Origin of the sequence: Candidatus Planktophila lacus, assembly GCF_002287925.1 — a bacterium.
In the GTDB taxonomy this organism is placed as follows: domain Bacteria; phylum Actinomycetota; class Actinomycetes; order Nanopelagicales; family Nanopelagicaceae; genus Planktophila; species Planktophila lacus.
The window spans coordinates 63930-83224 of the sequence record NZ_CP016769.1; the positions used below are offsets into that span (position 1 = coordinate 63930).

Here is a 19295-nt window from a genome sequence, read left to right on the forward strand (position 1 = left end):
CTACGAAGGAGACCCCGGTGACTTAACTTCATCGCCGGTTCCGCAGAGTTAACTTCGCCAACAAGGATAATGGTATATCTTTTACCAATGGAATACACAACTTCTTCAATTAACGATGTCTTATTGCAAGATTTAGACGTTATTAGTGATGATAGAGGTCAATTGACTGTTATAGAAATTCAAAAAACCTTCAAAATTCTGTTAAGTAGAGTTTTCTTTATTCAAACTGACGGCCTAACTACAAGGGGTGGTCACGCACACAGATTATGTAATCAAATTTTTATATGTAACTCAGGAAGCGTAAATGTTTTATGCTCCGATTCAAAAGAGATTACAAATTACTATCTACAAGATTCTACCTTTGCTCTTTTTGTTCCTAAAGGAATTTGGGTCGAACTTGAGTTTCAAAGTCCAGCACTTATCACAGTGCTTTGTGATCAACCGTATATGGAAGCCGAATATATACGAGACGTAGAATCTTTTAACTTAGAAAAGAGTATTTAATGAAAATCATTATAACAGGAGGTTTAGGTCACATAGGGTCACGACTAATTCGTGAAATACCCGAATTAATTGACGTATCTGAGATTGTAATAATTGATTCCCTAACCACTCAGCGCTATTCGTCACTCTTCGAGCTCCCATTGAAAACGAAATATACTTTCATACAAGATGATATTCGCCGACTTAACGCTTCCAGTATTGCAAGGTGTTCAGATGCTAATTTGTTAATCCATTTAGCAGCGATAAACGATCTAACTTCTGGAAAACTAACTTATGCCGACTTAGAAGCCAATAATCTGGCCGCTACCCTTGCTGCTATTTCATTGTGTGAAAAGTTTGAAATACCATTAATCTTTCCTTCAAGCACTAGCATCTATACATCAACAGGCTTAAATATTCTAGAAACTGAACCACTTGAGAGTAATCCGAACATATATGCGCGATGTAAGACAGTCGAGGAAGAGTCTGTAAATAATTTTTTCGCTCGAGGAGGGAAGGGAGTCATTTTTAGACTTGGAACGATTCATGGAAAATCTGAGGGTATGCGATTTCATACAGCAATCAATAAATTTTGTTTTCAAATTGCAATCGGAGAGCCGATAAGCATATGGAGGTCAGCGCTAACTCAAAAAAGACCCTATCTTGGACTGATTGACTTTGTGAATGCAATTTGTTTTGTTATTTCGAATAAAGCAATTTATAATGAAACTTATAATCTAGTCACCAAAAATTATTCGATCACTGATATCCTGCAGATTTTCGAAAGTGTCACAAACAAGAGCATTAATATAACTATAGAGGATAACGATCGTATGAATGATTTAGATCTTCAGGTATCAAATGAAAAATTCGTAAGCACCGGCTTCAGTTATAGAGCGTCGATTGAAAATGATATCTCTGAAACCTTAAAGTTATTGGGTGATTTAAGGTGACCACGAATGACGATTTTCAGAAGAAGTATTCCAAAGTCTGGACGCGGAAAATCAACCGATATTATGATGATAGGGGCCATTTTCTAGAGCACTTCAGACAAAATCAAGCTATAGATATTGATGTTAATTTCGTTCAAGACAGTGTCAGTTTTTCGCACAAGAACGTGCTAAGAGGTTTACATATTCAAGAGAATCAATGGCAATTATCTACTTTATTAAGGGGATCAGTAAGGTATTTCGTTCTAGATGTAGATCCGAAATCCAGTGACTATTTAAAGTTACATATACTAGATCTCTCTACTGAAGGTACATCTCAGGTCTTGGCAGCGCCTGGAGTGGCTCATGGCTTTTTTGCCGAAAGTTCAGAAGTCGTGATGGCATACAAGACCTCCACGTACTATGACGATTCATTACAGTACGGGATTAACTTCTCTAGTTTTAGTGATCTAAACATTACATTCGGCAATTCTATTAGATCAATACGCGATATGAAGTTTGTTGGACTAACAAAGATTCTTAGTAATGAAAAATTTAACGAATTTCAATCTAGAATTATCTGATCGAATCATTGATTAATTATGATGAAACCGAAGGAAGATATAACAATTTTACTATTGGTCAAAGATAGATTTGACTTTTCGAAGAGATGGTTAGACTACGCCGCTCTAACTCATCAGAAATTTCCGGTTGTGGTTGCAGACGGAAGTACAGAAGACCAACTCCGCCATGAAGTTGAAAAAATATCAGGTCTTCTTGACATTAAGTACATTTATCCAGGTCCAGATTTGAGCATTTCAGATTTTATTTCGAAAACGATTATTGCGTTGAAATCAGTTCAGACAAAATTCACATTTATGGCCTCCGATGATGACTTCTATTTTAGTGATGCACTTGAAAAATCAATGATTTTTCTCGAATCAAGAGCTGATTTTGTTTTATGTAATGGAGGTGCTTTAGATTTCGGTCTATCAGTTCGCCCTACGTCGAAAAATTCCATATTTGGCGAAATACGTTATGTCCGCAAGCTTGGCCAATTTGACTCTTATTTAGAAGACGATCCATTCAAGCGTATATCAAGCTATCGAAAGACTAAGCGTTCATACTGGCATTCTGTGATTACTACCAAATCCCTATTGAGATCATGGGAGATTGCAGCGGAATTGAAATTGACTCGCTATGACACATTAGAAGATTTCTTAAATCTATACTGGCTTACACAAGGCAAATACATGAATTTAGAAGGTGAAACATTATTGTTTCACCAAGTTCACGATACTATGATTTCTCAGACTCTCGAAAGTGATATTTCAAGAGAGAGTAATGAAGTGTGGAGAGCGGAGAATCGGAGAGTCGAGGACTATATTTCCTTGATTCTGGGTGGTAAATCGATTCAAGGGGAAGCGGCTCCGATTTTAGTTCAATCGAAGAACCCCAAGAAATTTTCTTTATTTAAGCATCTAAATCGGTCCTGCAATTTCACCTCTACGCTGCTTAAAAAAATTCAATACAAAATTAAGGAGAGGTTAAATATAGAACCAAAATTGGTTCTAACTGGACTACAAATATCAGAAAATACACTCCTTCAAATCAAAGAAATTCAAAATTTTCTCACAAATGTTAAAAAGCGGACTTTCGACCGAGACATGAGCTAATTTAGAACTGTCTTCCCATTCACATCACCCATTGGGATCCGCTGGCACTCATTTCTTTCTAAACGCATTCGGATGGACGCAAGTTGCTAAATATCTTGTCTCATGAATGATATTCCTATCCCAGCTCCTGGATACCAGTGATCTTTGGGCACCTCGCGAAAAAAAACATATTGTCTATTATTTGCGATAGAAAAATTTCGAAGCGAATCGGAAACATGAGAGTTATCTCCAAGAATAAATGATTCTTGTTTCAAACTCTTTTTGATTGTTTCATATTCGCTTCTTTCATAATCAAAATCATGATTCGAGTCATTAATAAACAAATCAATCGTAACATTAAGTTCTTTAAGCGATTGAATTGAGTCCCCATAAATTATTTCACCAAAACTTGAATAAGGCTCTGAATACATGCCCCCTGCATTCGGATCAATATCAGTTCCGTAGTAATACCCCTCAGCTCCGTCCTTTGCATTATTCATAAGAGCTAAGGACAAGATGCAGCTCCCCATTCCTTGCGCTACGCCAGTTTCTACGATTGTCGCTGGCTTCAAGATTCTTGCAATTGCATACCAACCTATCCGTCTCGCGTACTCAGCTTTTGAATCTCTAAGCTTGCTATTTTGGGCGAAATATTTCGCGATATGAGCGTGGAGACTTCCATCGTTACGAACTTCAGAGAAGTAATACATTACTAATTCATACTTAACATTAAGAATAAGTGCCAGTAACGAAGCCAAATCCATGAGATTTGATTCCTCAAGCTCATAGTAGAAATTGCTAAACTCAGTTCTACTTGATGACCAATCTTCGATCTCTTCTAATTTCTTTGAATAGTAGGTCAGCGCTCGTTTTCTTCTCGTCAAGTAGTGCTTTAAAATTAGAACGTTTCTCGGCGTAAGTCTAAACATATTCTCATCTCCAATTCATTAAGCCTATTGGATAATCGCGATCTCTCATATTTTTATGAGTCTGCGAATCTCATCGCGAATATTTAGTACAGGTGTCCAGTTAAGCTCACTACGAATTTTATTTGAGTTGATCGCATATCTAAAATCGTGGCCAAGACGATCTTGTACAAATTCGATTCTTTCTTTTCCAAAACTAAATTCATTTAATATTATCTCGACTAGTTCTAAATTAGTTAGATGTTCTACATCTCCGACATTATAAATCTCTCCCGATTTACCATGGTGGAAAACCAAATTTATCGCTTTGCAGTGGTCATCGACATGAATCCAGTCCCGCGTATTCAATCCGTTTCCATATACGGGGACTTGTTTTCCTTCTTTAAGCAATTTAATAAAAAATGGAATTATCTTCTCTGGAAACTGATTAGGACCGTAATTGTTTGAGCATCTGGTGATTACGACATCTGAGTTAAAAGTTTTTTTATATGAAAGCACAAGGAGGTCTGCAGCTGCTTTAGAAGCGCTGTATGGAGATGAGGGATCCAGTGAATCAGACTCAACTGAGTACCCATTCAAAACGCTCCCGTAGACCTCATCGGTTGATATTTGCAAATATCTTTTGGAGTATTTATGAATTGACTGAAGAATATTTGCAACCCCTAGATAATTGGTTTCGATGAATTCACGTGGTGAAGATATTGATCTATCTACATGTGTTTCTGCGGCAAAATTAATTATTCCATCTGAATTTCGAATCAAATCATCAATCACTGGAGCATCTAGAATGTTACCGTGAACGAATTTAAACCTTTTATTTTCCTCAAATCCAACTATGTTTTGATAACTTCCAGCATATGTAAGGGCATCAATTACAATGACGTCCCAGTCCTCAAACCCCGGAAGGTCGTTTTCCAATAGCAACGCAACAAAGCGTGATCCTATAAATCCAGCACCACCAGTCACAATTATTTTGGGCATGGAGGTACTATAACCTTATGAAGTCCCAAGGAATACTATTAGCTGGCGGATTAGGAACAAGACTTGGCCCTCTGACCAAGTCGGTAAATAAGCATTTTTTGCCGATATTCGATAAACCAATGATTTTCTATTCAATAAGTACGATGCTACTTGCGGGAGTAAAGAGTCTGACGCTCATAACAAATGCTGAGCATGTTGAATCGTTTCGAAACCTACTTGGCGATGGAAGTCAATGGGGCATCGAGATAAATTTCGCAATCCAGAATAGTCCAGAAGGAATTCCACAGGCTTTTTCTATAGCTGAACCGTATCTGGAAGAGAACACTCACATTATACTGGGGCTTGGAGATAATATTCTTTATGGTCTAGGTACGGGTAGAAGTCTTTCGGCGAATGTAATCCCAGAAAAAGCTTCAATATATTGTTTTTCGGTTTCTAATCCAACTGATTTTGGCGTCGTTGAAATCAATACACGCGGAATGATCATGTCTCTAGAAGAAAAACCATCTCTTCCGAAGAGTAACTTGGCAATCACCGGATTCTATTCTTTTCCTTATGATGCGATTGAAGAGAGCAAGAAACTCGTAAAATCTGCGCGAGGTGAGTTTGAGATAATTGACCTACTTAAAGTTTATGAAAGTCAAGAGAGATTGCACGCGAATGTTTTACCGCGGGGCACCGCCTGGTTGGATGCTGGATCTCAGGAGGGACTTCTTGAATCTTCAGAGTTTGTCCATGCATTACAGAAACGCCAGGGGCTACTTGTAGGGTCCCCAGATGAAGCCGCCTGGCAAATTGGAAACATAGACTCTGAACAACTAGCCCGTAACGCAACCAAATATGGAAAATCGGAGTACAGGACAGCACTTTTAGCCTTAATTGAAGGGGCAAACTAGTTTTGAGAAGATTACCAGACTGGTTATCTACAAAAATTCTTGGTCATAGCCTGAAAGAAGAGTCCGGCGATCGATTGATTAGATACGGATCTTCATATGGAGGTTGGACCATTTGTCGATGCGCCAAGCACTTTAGTGATGAAGGAATTTTGATAAGCGCTGGAATAGGCGAAGATATATCCTTTGATGTGGATTTACTCAGAACCTCAAACTTGTTGGCAATTTTGATAGATCCAACTGATAGGGCTGAGAATCATGTGAAAGCTTACCTATCATCCTCGGAACAACTTGCGGAACCCACCTACACAAATGATGGAAATCAGTTAATTTCTAACTATTTCTCAAATGATAACGTTAAGCAGCGAGTCAATCTAATAAAGAAAGCCTTATGGATAGGAAATGATGGCGTTAATCTTTATCCACCGCAAAACGATACACACGTTTCGTATAGGTTGGCCCGAAACCGAGAATCAAAGAATCACTCAAGTAAGTTTCCTTCAATTGATCTTAACACAATTATTGCTCAGAAAAAAAGTGAAAGAGACTATTTCTACGAAACTAATTTTTTCATTTTGAAAATGGATATAGAAGGTTCAGAATTCTCTGTGCTAAAGAATCTGAAAAAGACATCTACTCGACCACGGCAGATACTAGTTGAATTAGATTTTATGAGAGAAAGAAGTCCGATCCTGAAAATATTTAAATTATTTGCATTTCTCAAAGTTATGAAGAAATGTGACTATAGGCTCTCAAAAATTGAAAAACTTAACTGTCTATTTCTTGATACGCGTGATTCAACTTTATGAAAATACAAAATACAAATTTCTGCACTCATTTTTCGAGTAGCTATATTCCACAGGGTGTTACATTATTGTTGTCCGTAAGGGAGCATTACCCCGATTCAATAATCTGGGTAATGCCGTTAGACGATATCTCTAGATTGACTCTGTCCGAATTGAATATTGAAAATGTCAGGATACTCACGATAAGCCAAGCACCAGCGTTGTTCGCAAATTTCGAAAAATTTCTATCAGTCAGATCCTTTGCAGAATCAATATTTTCAATCAAGCCACAGATTATCGAACACGTAATCCAAAAATCTCCAGAAGAAGCGTTACTGTTTTATTTAGATGCCGACACCTTTATTTTTGCGCCCTTGGAATTGCAGGAGGACTTCCAAGAGAAAAGTATTTTTCTTAGCCCTCATTACTTCACCCAAATGTCTATTGGGAGTGAAAGTTCCGGCAGATATAACGCTGGACTAGTTGGCTTTAGGAATAATGATTTTGGTCGAGCTTCAATTAGGTATTGGAGTGACCTTTGTGAGGAGTGGTGTTCCGTGATACCTGAGTTGGGAAGGTACGCAGATCAAAAGTATCTAGAAGAAATCAGAAACAAATGGAATACAGATGTTGGAATTCTGGAGTACGGAAATAATTTCGGTACATGGTCTTTCGCCCAGGATCTGCAAGTTGAGAGTAGAAATCAAGATATTTACATTAATGAAAAGAAATTAACATCATTTCATTTTCACGGACTAAAGATTTCTAGATTATTAATTCGGACCGGCATTACCATGTACGGACATTTTCCGGCTGAGACGAAGATTAAAAAACTGATTTATGCTCGGTATAGAATTTATATCAACCAAGTTTTAGAACTTCTTGCTGGAATCGAGACAAAAGGAACGTATAAAAATGAGAATATTTTCCCAAAAGTAGGCGGATTACGAAATTTTCTTGCCCTTGTGCGCAGACGGGACTTCATACTTATGAAGAAGGTGCCAATTATCTTTGTGAGAAAAAATTAATATGAAACCTGCTCCTATATTGGTCCTTGGCTACAACCGGCCTGATTATTTGAAGAATCTTCTTGAATTTCTGAAAGACCAAAAGAATTTAAGGCTATACATATCCATAGATGGCCCAGTTTTGAATAATCCTCGCGATGAATTCCTAGTAAAAGAATGTCAGAAGTTGGCAATTGAATCAAAGGAATGGGCTGAAACGAAACTCTTATTCTCTGGTTCAAATAATGGTTGCTATTTAGGAGTGACAAAAGCAGTCGATTGGTTTTTCGCAAACGAAGAGTTCGGAATCATTTTGGAGGATGATCTGGTGTTTGACTCCACAGCGATTACATTCCTTACGCATGGTCTCTCACAGTTCTCAAAAAATGTGGAAATTGGTGCAATCTGTGCCTTCAGTCATTTATCCCCGCATTCGATTTCCGATGCACCAATTTCAACTCAAATGGTTTCGTTTCCATCGAGTTGGGGATGGGCAACCTGGAGAGATCGTTGGGCGAAATTAGAACGAGATTTTTCTAGCTATTCATATCCATTGTTTATTTCTAGGTCCATAAAGTATGGTGGTTTATCCGGGGTGAGAACCTGGTTACAGATTAGAAAACGCCTCGAAGATGAAAAATTGGATTCTTGGGCATACAGGTGGCTGCTTACACATTCTCGATATGGATGGAAAGTGGTTGTGCCTTCACGCAGTCTTATTACTAATATTGGATTTAGGCAAGATGCCACCCATACCAAAAACAATAAACCGATTCTAGGTATTCAGAGTTTTATCAAAGAAGTAAGCACTCCAAAATTCATTTTTAGTAACCATATAGACCAAGACTACGATAGATTCTTGTTAAGAAACATTTATGGAGTTATTCCAATAGGGGAAAAAATTATCGCCAAAATCAAAAGTGTTTTCAATAAAGGGATAAAGATATAAATTCAGAAGAATCAATTACGTTATGTCTAATATGGTTCATCGAACCGTTAGGGAGAGAAACCTTACTCGCTTTATCTTGATTTAACTTCAGAATCGCAACCCATACTGATATCTTTGAGTTTGTCCCGATGAAAGTGCCACCCGATGAAAGGTTCCGTATCGTACCCCACGGATCTTGGACAATAGGACTGATTGTGTCGAAAGGATACTTTTCGAGGAAATATTCCAAGGCTATTTCTGGAGAATCAGATGATAGATAGATAAGTCTGGAATTAGAGTCTTTCGTTTTGTATTGTTCAATCGCGGAATAAATTCTTTCAAACGACAACGGACCTTTACTTTCAAGCAACAAAAGGTCTCCAAGTCTTACGTGCACTCGCAAGACATCTAAGCTGATTGAATCTGAATTATCATCAATAAGCCAACTCTTTCCACATCGTTCCGCTCTTGATTTCATCAATAGTAGAGTTTCTTTCGAAATCGTACGATAAGAGTAATGTCCACGAATTTCAGTGGTCCAGTTACGTATTTTTTTGTACTCATGATTCGTATTCGCAGTTGCCAAGAAACCCAGTGTCCGCAAAGCAAACTTGACTAATTTAGAAATTCCGAATTTATTTATAAAGTTTTTCTTACCGGAACCATAATTTGGCCTAAACGAATTACTAAAATCATCAACAACTTCCAGTGGTAATTCTAGACTAAGAAAATCTAAATCGGATTGCCGTTTCGTTACACCAGAATTATGAAGTACTAATTTGAATTTGCGTTTCGGAAAATCATGTATCAGATCTTCAAGAAGTGCCCAAGCATATAGTTGGGAACCTAAACCACCCCAACAATGGACTCTTACGCTGGTACGTTCCTTTAGAAACATTCCGAGATTGTATGTCACTTTGTTACATTAAACCCACCTATAAGACATAGAATCGCTCTGACTCGATTTTCAATTCAGTGCGGACGTATAAGACATAATGAGATTACTGCTGGAAACTAGAGAATTAGATGTCGAGTATTGGAAAGGTTATAGGCGGCTATGGAAAATAAAGACAGATACTCATTCTTCTCGCTGGCGGGATTTTCATATTCTCGAGGTGCAGTTTATCTGAATGGAGGTGAAAGGTTATTTTCTAGTAATTCTAAATTCACAGAAGTTCCTAGCAAACTTTTGACAGACCTGCCTAGTCTGATTTCAAGAATTCGATCAGCCGCATCACAGAATTCAAAAATCGTGGTGCTTTCACCAAGTCACCTACTGGTGCCTGTCATAAAAATCATTACAGGTAAAAGCATAATCCTTGATGCAGGCTGGTCGCTCACAGAAGCAGAAATTGCTAGATGGCACGGAATCGGTAGCGTCCCGAGAATAGTAAAATGCCTAATCATTGATTTCCTGGCATTTCAACTTGCATCTAAAATTATTGTTGAAACAAATCACCAAAAATCATTCATTTCTTCAAGATTCCTGATACGAAAGAATAAAATAATTGTATTAATGACTGGCTTTGATGAAGTGAATTTTAATGAGAAAAGCAAAAAACCATTCGAGCTTGAGGACACTAATGGAACTGTGTCACAACCCATCGTGCTATTCAGGGGCTCATATACAAACGAAGCAGGATTTGAACTATTGTCTGAAGTAAGTAAGAGAATGGAAAATATAGATATTCAATTTATTATTTCAAGTAACCGAATACCAAGAGAATTAGTTTTTGGAAAGAATACAATATTGATATCAAGGCGGATATCGAATCGCGAAATGAAATACTTATACGAAATAGCAACAGTTTGTATTGGACAAATTACTAACAGGCCGCGACTGAAAAACACAATTCCGCATAAGGCATTTGAAGCGGCATTTTTTGGGAAACCTTATCTGAGCTCGGATACTTTAGGAATTCGTGAATTCTTGCCCGAGAATAATCAGTGCTATTACTTGGAAGAATCATCGGTTGCATGTTTAGAAAAAGCAATACTAGAAATCACAGCCAATGCTAAAATACAATCTGATTTGTCACTCAATATTGCCAAGCGCTACAAGGAAGTCGCTACTCAAGCGACTTTGAGCCTAAAGTTTTTTGAAATAATTTCCAATTAGATATTGTGGTCCAATTGATTGTACAAAGCTTTGATTCTATTACTCATATCTCTCGCATCAAATTTCTCTAACCTAAGGATCTGTCTTTGAACAATTGTCTTCCTTGATTGCAAAGAAAGACTGGCAAGAATTTTTTTTGATAAATCCAAATAATTTCCAGTTTCAAATAGCGTTTCGGGAAACTCACCAATCACTTCAGGAATAGCTGAGTTATTTGCGGCAATAATCGGAACTCGATTTGCCATTGCTTCAAGCAGAACCAACCCAAATCCTTCATAGCTGCTTGTCAACAGGAACAGGTCAATATTTTGCAGGTATTTATCGATATCACCTCTCTTGCCTTGCCAATCAATTTTGTTTCTAATCCCAAGCTCTTCAGCGAGTTCCTTTAGATCTCTTTCCAGTGGCCCAGATCCTACAATCGACAAAGTGGCGTTGGGAACATCCCCAACAATCAGTGCGAATGCTCGAAGTAGGGTTGGTAAGTCTTTTTGAGGCACTAATCGAGCTATGGTTCCAATCTGATAACTTTTGCTCGCATCATAAAGAATTCGTGAATTCAGAATCCTGTTCTTTTGATATCCGTAAAGGACAACTGCAGAGATAGATTTAGGCGAAATTTCATTATTTCTTTCCAGATAATTCTGTACCGCTTTTGATATTGCGATACATAAATTTGCCCTTCGAGTCACAAATCTCGATATAAGAATGGAGAAGAATCTAGGAGCACCAGGAAAGAATGGTTCTGCATTATGCCGGCTAACAACAAAGATCTGGTGAGCGACTGAGAAACGAGTAATTAGTTCGGCCCTTGGAAGGTGAGCGTGAATAATCATATTTTGATTTGAAATGTACTTCCGAATGAGAACGGTTTGTCTCAAGGGATTCAAGTTAGCAAATTGAGAAATTACTTCGACTCCCAAATTGGTAAAGTCTTCTTCTAGATCAGGATTATCTTTAAGGTAAAGAACCGAAACCTTTTCGCCGCTTGCAACTTGCTCTCCTGCGAGTACGAGAAGTTGGTTCTCTGCACCCCCACGACTGATCGTCGTAATTACATGCAAGATCGGCTTCATTATTTAATGATTGACTTAAAATGTGCGATAGTTCTCAAAAGTCCCTCTTCAATTTGTATTTTTGGCTCCCAAGACAAAACACTTTTGGCTCTTGAGATATCAGGCTTACGTTGCTGGGGGTCATCTAAAGGAAGTGGCATGAAGACAATTTTTGAAGTTGATTGGCAAAGTTTCACTACTAAGTTTGCAAGTTCAAGCATCGTAAATGTTCCAGGGTTTCCAATATTTATAGGTGCATCGAGTGGCGCTTTTAATGCAAGTGTGCCGATAATTCCCTCTACCAAATCGCTTACGTAGCAAAAAGAACGAGTCTGGGTTCCTTCCCCATAAATTGTTATGTCTTTGCCTTGAATTGCTTGGACTATAAAATTACTGACTACGCGTCCATCATTTGGAGACATATTTGGGCCGTATGTATTAAAAATACGAATCACTCTTGCATCTAAACCATATTGCCTTTGATAGTCAAAGCACAGTGTTTCTGCTGCGCGCTTTCCTTCGTCATAGCAGGATCGAATTCCAATCGGGTTTACGTTTCCCCAGTAGGTTTCCTTTTGTGGAGATTCTGTGGGGTCACCATAAACTTCGCTAGTTGATGCTTGAAGAATAATCGCACCTGATTCTTTGGCTAGGTGCAGCAGATTTATGATTCCAAGAAAATTAGTTTCAATTGTTCGAACAGGATCCAACTGATAATGAATTGGTGAAGCTGGGCAGGCAAAATTTAAAATAGCATCAATATCAGTTGTGTAAGGTTTACGCACATCATGTTTGACAAATGTAAAATCACGATGCCGTAGTAGATGTTCTATATTTTCGAGTGAACCTGTAGATAGGTCATCTAAGGCAATAACATGATGACCATCATCAATTAGCCGCTGGCTCAGATGAGAACCCAAGAAACCCGCTGCACCTGTAAGGAGAACCTTCATGTAACTACTTTACACAGCAAGATGGGAGATTCCTTGAAGAATCAATCCCGAACCAATATTTTCGATATTTGAAGGGCCCAGTTATTAAGGGAGTGTCCTTGAATAGCAACAATTCTTCTATTTTCTACCTCCCTGGTTATGTCAATCATCTGCATATTCAATATTGCTTCTAATTCATTTTCGAGTGTCAGTGAATCCAAACTTTGCTTCGACCAGGAACCAAAGATCGCGAGATATTCAGGATTTGTTGTAATAACTGGAATGCCTACAAAGGTTGCCTCAACAATCGACTTATCGAGTGATCCATTGTAAGCATGCAAAAAAGCATCGTAATTCTCTAAAGTTTTTGAAACTCCAGAGCGACGAATAGAAGGTTGAAATTTTAACCATCCTTCCTTGATTGCCTGGGCAAACTTCTGATTAGTATGTGCAAAATAAGAGTGAGCTGCCTTTGTGGTAGGCGATCCTATCTGCGTGAAGGTCAATTCAACATTTTTACAGGTTGCTATCTTTTTCACTACTTCAATAATCTCAGAAATATTCTTACTCTGATCAAATCTACCGATATGAACTAAATCATTAATGTTAGTTTTTTTCTTTTGTGAAAACCCAAAATTATCAATATTAATTGCTTGACCAACTGAAAAGACTTTATCACTTTTAATAGGGCAAGAACCCTTGGTTGAAGTAATAATCCCATTCGCAAAATAATGATTGATAGTCAGAAATATTGATTTATAAGTATGTGCATACCAAAGGAAGTGAGGTATGCGCAAAATTCTCAATGGAATAGATAACATTGCACTCTGTACTTCCGTCATATGGGAAAACACTACACAATTCCTATTTCTTCGTATGAATTTGCTCGCAAGCTTGGCAAACTTAATACCGCTTTTAATAGGCTGTCCTACAATCCAATTGCTACTAAGAATCTGGACATTCGTAGAAACCTCGTGAAGCCCGACTCTTCCCGTAATTACTGTTACTTTCTCAAAGTATTTAGAGAGTTCGTTTACAGCCTCAACTTGGTGCGACAGGAGCGGATCTTCGAGGTCCATGCAGTAATTGAAGACAAGAAGAGTTTTCCTTTGCAACATGTAGGCTTTCCTTTATTTGCGGTATCGCAGGGCTATTGTAGGAGACATAGTATCTTTACGACTCAGACTAATGGGAAGTTGGGCCTAAATGAAGATAATCGTGACAGGTGGAGCCGGTTTCATCGGATCATCGTTGTCCAAATATTTAGCGATGATGGGACATGAAGTTTTGGCCGTTGACTCCATCACTTCATACTATTCCCAAAGCTTGAAAGAGCAGCGAGTTGAATCAATTTTGCGGCCTGCAGATGTCTCATTTCAAAAACTTGCCCTTGAAGATGAGATCGGTTTCCAAAAAGTAATTTCAAAATTTGCTCCTGAAACGGTAATCCATTTGGCTGCTCAACCAGGGGTTAGAATCCCAGTAGAGAGTTCGGCAATTTACGTTCGTGATAATCTCGATGCATTCTCCAATGTGCTGATTAATGTGATTAGGAATGAAGTACCAAATTTTCTATTCGCTTCATCATCCAGTGTTTATGGCAACAACTCAAGAATCCCATACTCAGAAGATGAACTCGGGCTATCACCTGTCAGTTTTTATGGGGCAACAAAACTTTGCAATGAAATCTTATGCCGCAGCCTGATTTCGCGAACAAAAACTCGAGCGCGCGGGTTGAGATTCTTTACCGTTTACGGACCTTGGGGCCGTCCTGATATGGCTTATTTTCGACTCGCAGGTCATAAATTAGGTAAGTCTAAGTTTGTATTGAACGGTGATGGAAGTACTTTACGAGACTTTACATATATAGATGATGTGACAAGGATGATAGAAGGAATGATGACCGAAGTAAGCCACAGAGATTCTGGCTTTTTTGATGTTACAAACATAGGCGGCGGACAACCTAGGTCCATGAATGAACTTATCGACCTAGTCCTAGGCGAAGGTAATTCCTCGAGGTCACTTTCAAAGCAGTCAAACAATCCACTTGATGTAAATGCCACTGTCGCAAATGTTACATATCAAAAGAGCTTGATCTCTACCATCCCTTACATTTCGTTGGAAGATGGAATTTCGAATTTTATGGAATGGGTAGTTTCTGAGCAGGTATTAGAAAATATAGGAGACTGGATTGATTCAGTAGATCCATGATTTCGCAAGATTAGTAATGGATTCTTGATCAACCTTTAATTGACGCTCTTGATTGTAATTAGCAGTTTCTTTGGAAAGTCTTTTGTCTCTGAATTTTTCCATCAAAGCTGCTGCCTCATCAACGGTCTTAAAAAGGTAAACGGATTCGGGGAAAAGTTCCCTAGCTTCTCTAGTTCCCTTATTTTCAAGAGCGATTACAAATACACCTTGTATAATAGCCTCCCTTATCGAAAGCCCATAACCCTCCTGTGGTGCGCAGACCAATAAACAATTCAATTTTCTGTAAAATTCAACCAATTCAGAGTTTGGGATGCGCCCCTCAAAGTCTACAAATTTTTGCAATTCATTCATTGCGATATTAGATCTCAATTTAGAAGATTCAGGTCCGTCTCCGATAATCGATATACGAAAATTCAAATTTTGTGATGCCATTTTGTTGATTATTGCTAGACACAGGTCTGTCCCTCTTTCAGGGTGCAACCGGCCTATGAAGCCAATATTTAATCCTTTTACTTTTTTCAATTGGACCGGAAAGTGGGAGATTTGGACCGGGACTGGAGAAACCACAATTTTGGATCGCAAATTATTGTTTCGAGAGACCAAAGTTTCACGTAAATGCGGTGAGACTACTCGAATAGAAGTGGAATAATTTATTGCAAGACTATAAATTGATCTTCTTAAGATCATTAAAAAAAGATTTGAGCCCTTCGGCAATAATTCGCCATGAATTTGAAATTGAATTCGGTGACGTGGTTGAGATATAAAACTAACAAAAAGGCAGGAAATAAATCCACGCCATGGATCACCCGAGATCAGAATTGTAGGTTTAATTTTAAATTTCTTTAGTTTAAACGTCGATAGTATAGAAAATCCTAAGGTGCCAAGTAGATTATTTTGCAGGGAAAAAATTCTTAGATTTGGGAACGTAGATTCATTTATTTGTAAATCTTGCAACCGACTTGATGAAATAACTACCACTAGTTCTGAATATTTACCATTTGAGATTACTGCCATTTGTGTCGCGTAACGTTGGAGTCGTTTGAATACTTCGTTAATATCGACCGAATTGCCAGAGTATTTGGGTAATAAGATAACAGGACAAAGTTTTGTCACGGCGTCACCCTAGAATCATCTAATAATCCGTGTATGCGACCAAATATAGTCTTACGATCAAACTCACGTATTGTGTGCAATCTCGCGAGTACTCCAGCTTTTGTTAAATCAAATTCATTCCCGAGAACATACTGAAGTGCGTTTTCAAGAGTAAAGCCCGTCGTTACGCCACAGAGAATTCCGTCCACAAGATGATGAATGACTTGTTCACTTCCCGTACCGCAATTTGCAATTGAGGTTAGACCGGAAGACCTCGCTTCTAAAAGCGCGTATGACGTGGCCTCTATTTGACTATTTAGTACAAACACTTTCGACTGCTGATAAATCAAAGGTAGTTGCTCTTGATTTTTGAGTCCAAGAAAGGTGACATTAGCCTTTTGTTTGATGGCCAATGCTTGCAAGTCAGTAAAAAGTGGGCCATCTCCTACGATCGCTAATCTAAGCTTCAATTTTGCACAGACTGCAATCAACTCATCAATTTGCTTTACAGGAACAAGTCTAGAAACAGTGACCACATCGTAAATCTTTTCTACATTAGAGTCAGGTTGATAAAGTTTAGTGTCCACAGTATTCCCTATTTCAACAATCTTGCTTTCTTTAATACCCCATGAAAGACATAAATCCCTAAGATACGGTGCGGGAACTATTACCTTCTCAGATCTTTTTAACGATCTTGAAAAAAGATACCGAAGAAGTTTATATTTATAATTCAGATTAATTGTTTGAAAAGCAAATACATCAACTGATGTATAACCCGAACTACAAGCGCGCTCCCAAACAATATCACCAGGTATTTTCGAAAAATATTTTGCTTTTCTTGATGCAAGAAAGGAACCAAAAAAAGTTTCCAAGAATGCACCATTAGCCATCAATACATGCGAGGATCTAAAACTCTTTCCAATTTCATATGCAAGTCTAAAAGTTCTAAAAAAGATACTTGATCTCCTACTGAATAAATTGATGACTACGAATTCTGATGATCGGAATTTAAGTCTTTGATATTCATGCGTAGATATAACATTAACTCTGATTTTTCTATCGGAGAGATATCCAGCAAATGCCTCAGAAAAAGTGGCAGGACCTCCAACATCCGGAGGGTATATTCCAGATACGATAGTTATCTCCTCGGGCATAGGGAAAATTTACCGCATCAAAAGATGTAAGAGCTAAAAACATGGATTTAGACTGAAGAATGTATCCACCTACTCATCGATGTACCAAAAAGCTACTCGGCACGGTTAGAATGAAGTATGAATAAGTCTATGAACTTCACTTCTCATCTAAAACAAGTCAAATTAGATTTACGTTCGAACACAGTAATTCGTTGCCTAAGAACCTTGTCACTCAAAGATCAAAAATTGGTATTCGCGGTTTTGCTTATTCAAGTTTTCCTAAGTTTACTCGATTTGGCCGGGGTAGTGATTGTTGGCCTATTGGGATCTCTAACGATCAGCGGAGTCGGCTCAAATCAGCCTGGCGATCGTGTTATTGCTTTCTTAAAATTCTTAAGATTATCAGATAATTCTTTTCAATTTCAGGTGGGAGCACTTGGAATTCTGGCTGCAACTTTACTAACATCAAAAACACTTATTTCATTGTACTTTTCTAGACGGACACTTTATTTCTTGAGTCGTAGCGGAGCTAGACTATCTTCAATTTTACTTTCAAAATTGCTTGGGCAAAATTTATTGAAAATTCAAGAGAGATCTATCGCAGAAACCCTCTATGCAGTGACTCATGGAGTTTCAGTAATAAATATTGGCGTTATCGGAGCCGCTGTTTACTTAATATCGGATATTTCATTACTAATTATTCTAGGGGCGGGCCTGTTTGTAGTTGATACTACCATTGCAATTTCAACTCTCTTAATGTTTACGTTAGTAGCATTCACGCTGTACAAAAGAATGCATGTTTCTATGAAAAATATGGGAGTAAATTTTGCAGATATCTCAGTAGTTAGAAGTGAAAGAATTACTGAAATTATGAATTCTTACAGAGAACTTGTTGTCAAAAACCGAAGAAGTTACTATTCAAATGAAGTTGCAAGAATGCAGACGAAACTCGCTGACTTATCAGCGGGTATTTCATTTCTGTCAAACATAAGCAAGTATGTAATTGAATTGACAGTTGTTATTGGCTCATTAGTGATTGCAGCCGTCCAGTTCTCGACGCAAACAGCAACGCATGCAGTGGCTGTACTTTCAATCTTTTTGGCGGCCAGTACAAGAATAGCGCCAGCGGTCCTACGCGTACAGCAAGGATTATTACAAATGAAAGGAAGTATTGGAATTGCCGCCCCAACTCTGAAATTGCTTGAAGATTTAGGCAATGAAGAGTCGATTGAAAAAACTACAGATGAGATTGATTTCGAACATAAAGGGTTTGTTGCAAATGCATTATTGGAAAAAGTATCTCTGACCTATCCCGGTAAAGCAATGCCTGCGATATCAAATATTGATCTAAAAATAGAAGAAGGCTCAATTATTGCGTTAGTTGGCCCTTCGGGTGCCGGAAAAACCACTCTAGTTGATGTCCTACTGGGAATTTTACAGCAAGAAAGTGGGACAGTCGCTATTTCTGGAATGGAACCTTTATTGGCCATTTCCAGTTGGCCTGGAGCGCTCGGCTATGTACCTCAGGATGTTGTGATTTCAAATGGAACAATTCGTGAGAATATCTGTATGGGATACCCAATAGATATTGCGACGGATGATCTAATCATCGAGGCCCTAGATATCGCACAATTAACTAACTTTGTCAGAAGCCTTCCACTAGGACTCGATACTCCCGTTGGTGATCGTGGAACGAAGATAAGTGGTGGACAAAGGCAGAGACTTGGAATCGCCCGCGCGATGTTTACTAAACCACGCTTCCTGGTGCTGGATGAAGCTACTAGCGCTCTTGATGGAGAGACTGAAGCGAATATTGCAGATGCGATTCAAAATATGAAAGGTAAGGCGACCGTTATTATGATTGCTCACAGACTTTCTACAGTCCGCGAAGCAGACAAATTAATATATTTAGAGAATGGAAAAATAGTCGCGACGGGAACTTTTGAAGAGGTTAGACGAACCGTTCCAGATTTTGATCGACAAGCTCAGCTTATGGGGCTTTAAGTGACAAAGCGGCTAGTCACTGGAGGGGCTGGATACATAGGTTGCCACCTTGTGCGAGCAATACAATCATCAAACCTAGAAGAAGTAATTATTGAATTACAAGTTAATTGATACGATTCCTAGAGGTTGTCTTTATACACGAGTGACATTTCAAATCGTGAA

The 19295-nt window shown here is 38.4% G+C and carries 20 protein-coding genes; 12 read left to right on the forward strand and 8 right to left on the reverse strand.

Annotated features, from left to right (window positions below):
• Positions 1-87: 87 nt before the first annotated feature.
• The 4 genes from A1s21148_RS00305 to A1s21148_RS00320 are packed head-to-tail and all read left to right on the forward strand — an operon-like array spanning position 88 to position 3088.
• Positions 88-504, forward strand: a complete 417-nt coding sequence (locus tag A1s21148_RS00305; protein ID WP_190276889.1) for a sugar 3,4-ketoisomerase — start codon at positions 88-90, stop codon at positions 502-504.
• The gene (locus A1s21148_RS00310) at positions 504-1436 is read left to right on the forward strand and encodes an NAD-dependent epimerase/dehydratase family protein (RefSeq protein WP_095670516.1); all 933 of its coding nucleotides are present in this window, start codon (positions 504-506) and stop codon (positions 1434-1436) included. The genes A1s21148_RS00305 and A1s21148_RS00310 overlap by 1 nt, the downstream gene beginning before the upstream one ends.
• The gene (locus tag A1s21148_RS07600; RefSeq protein ID WP_095670517.1) at positions 1433-1996 is read left to right on the forward strand and encodes a dTDP-4-dehydrorhamnose 3,5-epimerase family protein; all 564 of its coding nucleotides are present in this window, start codon (positions 1433-1435) and stop codon (positions 1994-1996) included. Before A1s21148_RS00310 ends, A1s21148_RS07600 begins: the two co-directional genes overlap by 4 nt.
• A gap of 18 nt (positions 1997-2014) precedes the next feature.
• Complete coding sequence (locus A1s21148_RS00320) at positions 2015-3088, forward strand: TIGR00180 family glycosyltransferase (protein WP_095670518.1); 1074 nt, start codon at positions 2015-2017, stop codon at positions 3086-3088.
• Between the two features lie 86 nt (positions 3089-3174).
• Here A1s21148_RS00320 and A1s21148_RS00325 read toward each other — a convergent pair whose 3' ends face one another.
• Together A1s21148_RS00325 and rfbB are read right to left on the reverse strand one after the other, a co-directional pair.
• Complete coding sequence (locus A1s21148_RS00325; protein ID WP_190276890.1) at positions 3175-3831, reverse strand: class I SAM-dependent methyltransferase; 657 nt, start codon at positions 3829-3831, stop codon at positions 3175-3177.
• A gap of 210 nt (positions 3832-4041) precedes the next feature.
• The gene (gene rfbB, locus A1s21148_RS00330; protein ID WP_095670520.1) at positions 4042-4974 is read right to left on the reverse strand and encodes a dTDP-glucose 4,6-dehydratase; all 933 of its coding nucleotides are present in this window, start codon (positions 4972-4974) and stop codon (positions 4042-4044) included.
• A gap of 17 nt (positions 4975-4991) precedes the next feature.
• Here rfbB and A1s21148_RS00335 point away from each other — a divergent pair, with 17 nt between their 5' ends.
• The 4 genes from A1s21148_RS00335 to A1s21148_RS00350 all read left to right on the forward strand — a co-directional run bounded on the left by A1s21148_RS00335 (position 4992) and on the right by A1s21148_RS00350 (position 8608).
• Positions 4992-5870, forward strand: a complete 879-nt coding sequence (locus tag A1s21148_RS00335; protein ID WP_095670521.1) for a sugar nucleotidyltransferase — start codon at positions 4992-4994, stop codon at positions 5868-5870.
• A gap of 2 nt (positions 5871-5872) precedes the next feature.
• Positions 5873-6676 (forward strand): FkbM family methyltransferase, encoded by an 804-nt coding sequence (locus A1s21148_RS00340; RefSeq protein ID WP_095670522.1) that lies wholly within the window; start codon positions 5873-5875, stop codon positions 6674-6676.
• A gap of 110 nt (positions 6677-6786) precedes the next feature.
• Positions 6787-7680 (forward strand): hypothetical protein, encoded by an 894-nt coding sequence (locus tag A1s21148_RS00345; RefSeq protein ID WP_095670523.1) that lies wholly within the window; start codon positions 6787-6789, stop codon positions 7678-7680.
• A gap of 1 nt (position 7681) precedes the next feature.
• A complete protein-coding gene (locus tag A1s21148_RS00350; RefSeq protein WP_095670524.1) occupies positions 7682-8608 on the forward strand; it encodes a glycosyltransferase family protein in 927 nt (308 codons plus the stop codon).
• On the opposite strand, the gene A1s21148_RS00355 is transcribed toward A1s21148_RS00350, so the two are convergent.
• The gene (locus A1s21148_RS00355) at positions 8586-9485 is read right to left on the reverse strand and encodes an O-fucosyltransferase family protein (RefSeq protein WP_095670525.1); all 900 of its coding nucleotides are present in this window, start codon (positions 9483-9485) and stop codon (positions 8586-8588) included. The two genes, A1s21148_RS00350 and A1s21148_RS00355, sit on opposite strands and share 23 nt — an antisense overlap.
• Positions 9486-9644: 159 nt before the next feature.
• Here A1s21148_RS00355 and A1s21148_RS00360 point away from each other — a divergent pair, with 159 nt between their 5' ends.
• On the forward strand, positions 9645-10706 hold the full coding sequence (locus tag A1s21148_RS00360) for a glycosyltransferase family protein (protein ID WP_095670526.1): 1062 nt from the start codon (positions 9645-9647) through the stop codon (positions 10704-10706).
• On the opposite strand, the gene A1s21148_RS00365 is transcribed toward A1s21148_RS00360, so the two are convergent.
• From A1s21148_RS00365 to A1s21148_RS00375, 3 genes are read right to left on the reverse strand one after another with little or no spacing between them, the layout of a single operon-like run.
• Positions 10703-11782 (reverse strand): glycosyltransferase, encoded by a 1080-nt coding sequence (locus tag A1s21148_RS00365; protein WP_095670527.1) that lies wholly within the window; start codon positions 11780-11782, stop codon positions 10703-10705. The two genes, A1s21148_RS00360 and A1s21148_RS00365, sit on opposite strands and share 4 nt — an antisense overlap.
• Entirely contained in the window at positions 11782-12714 is a 933-nt protein-coding gene (locus A1s21148_RS00370; RefSeq protein WP_095670528.1) for a UDP-glucuronic acid decarboxylase family protein, read from the reverse strand. Before A1s21148_RS00370 ends, A1s21148_RS00365 begins: the two co-directional genes overlap by 1 nt.
• A 41-nt stretch (positions 12715-12755) precedes the next feature.
• A complete protein-coding gene (locus tag A1s21148_RS00375) occupies positions 12756-13772 on the reverse strand; it encodes a glycosyltransferase (protein WP_190276891.1) in 1017 nt (338 codons plus the stop codon).
• A gap of 127 nt (positions 13773-13899) precedes the next feature.
• On the opposite strand from A1s21148_RS00375, the gene A1s21148_RS00380 reads away from it, so the two are divergent.
• Positions 13900-14904 (forward strand): NAD-dependent epimerase/dehydratase family protein, encoded by a 1005-nt coding sequence (locus A1s21148_RS00380; protein ID WP_095670530.1) that lies wholly within the window; start codon positions 13900-13902, stop codon positions 14902-14904.
• On the opposite strand, the gene A1s21148_RS00385 is transcribed toward A1s21148_RS00380, so the two are convergent.
• Both A1s21148_RS00385 and A1s21148_RS00390 read right to left on the reverse strand, forming a co-directional pair.
• On the reverse strand, positions 14890-15918 hold the full coding sequence (locus A1s21148_RS00385; protein WP_125932374.1) for a glycosyltransferase family 4 protein: 1029 nt from the start codon (positions 15916-15918) through the stop codon (positions 14890-14892). The genes A1s21148_RS00380 and A1s21148_RS00385 overlap by 15 nt on opposite strands.
• A gap of 95 nt (positions 15919-16013) precedes the next feature.
• Positions 16014-16886 (reverse strand): glycosyltransferase family 4 protein, encoded by an 873-nt coding sequence (locus A1s21148_RS00390; RefSeq protein ID WP_190276892.1) that lies wholly within the window; start codon positions 16884-16886, stop codon positions 16014-16016.
• Between the two features lie 468 nt (positions 16887-17354).
• Between A1s21148_RS00390 and A1s21148_RS00395 the strand changes: the two genes are divergently transcribed.
• Both A1s21148_RS00395 and A1s21148_RS07605 read left to right on the forward strand, forming a co-directional pair.
• Entirely contained in the window at positions 17355-19133 is a 1779-nt protein-coding gene (locus A1s21148_RS00395; protein ID WP_223299395.1) for an ABC transporter ATP-binding protein, read from the forward strand.
• The gene (locus tag A1s21148_RS07605; protein WP_125932375.1) at positions 19134-19244 is read left to right on the forward strand and encodes an NAD-dependent epimerase/dehydratase family protein; all 111 of its coding nucleotides are present in this window, start codon (positions 19134-19136) and stop codon (positions 19242-19244) included.
• Positions 19245-19295 lie beyond the last annotated feature (51 nt).